Below are 314 nucleotides of genomic sequence, written 5' to 3'. Positions count from 1 at the left end.
TGACCCGTTTTAACACCAGCGCGAGTAAGCTCAGTCAGTGCCCTGATGACATCGGAGCCGAAGTTGCGTTTGCAGGTCGTTCCAATGCAGGTAAGTCCAGTGCAATCAATACACTGACCAATGCAAAACTCGCCCGCACCAGTAAAACACCGGGGCGAACGCAGCTCATAAACTTCTTCGACACCAATATTGAAGACGTCCGCATCGTCGATCTACCAGGCTATGGCTATGCAAAAGTGCCCATCGCCATGAAAGAGCACTGGCAAAAGCATTTGAATGATTACCTGCAGAATCGCGACTGCTTACGGGGCGTT

General features: G+C 51.0%; 1 protein-coding gene. It reads left to right on the top strand.

Annotation, left to right across the window (positions count from 1 at the left end):
- Positions 1–314: ribosome biogenesis GTP-binding protein YihA/YsxC (yihA, locus tag QWI17_RS14855; protein ID WP_302723312.1), on the top strand; the 314-nt coding region annotated here is incomplete at both ends.

The organism is Gilvimarinus gilvus, assembly GCF_030518155.1.
GTDB classification, from domain to species: Bacteria; Pseudomonadota; Gammaproteobacteria; order Pseudomonadales; family Cellvibrionaceae; genus Gilvimarinus; species Gilvimarinus gilvus.
This window is presented reverse-complemented; position numbering and strand designations above follow the sequence as displayed.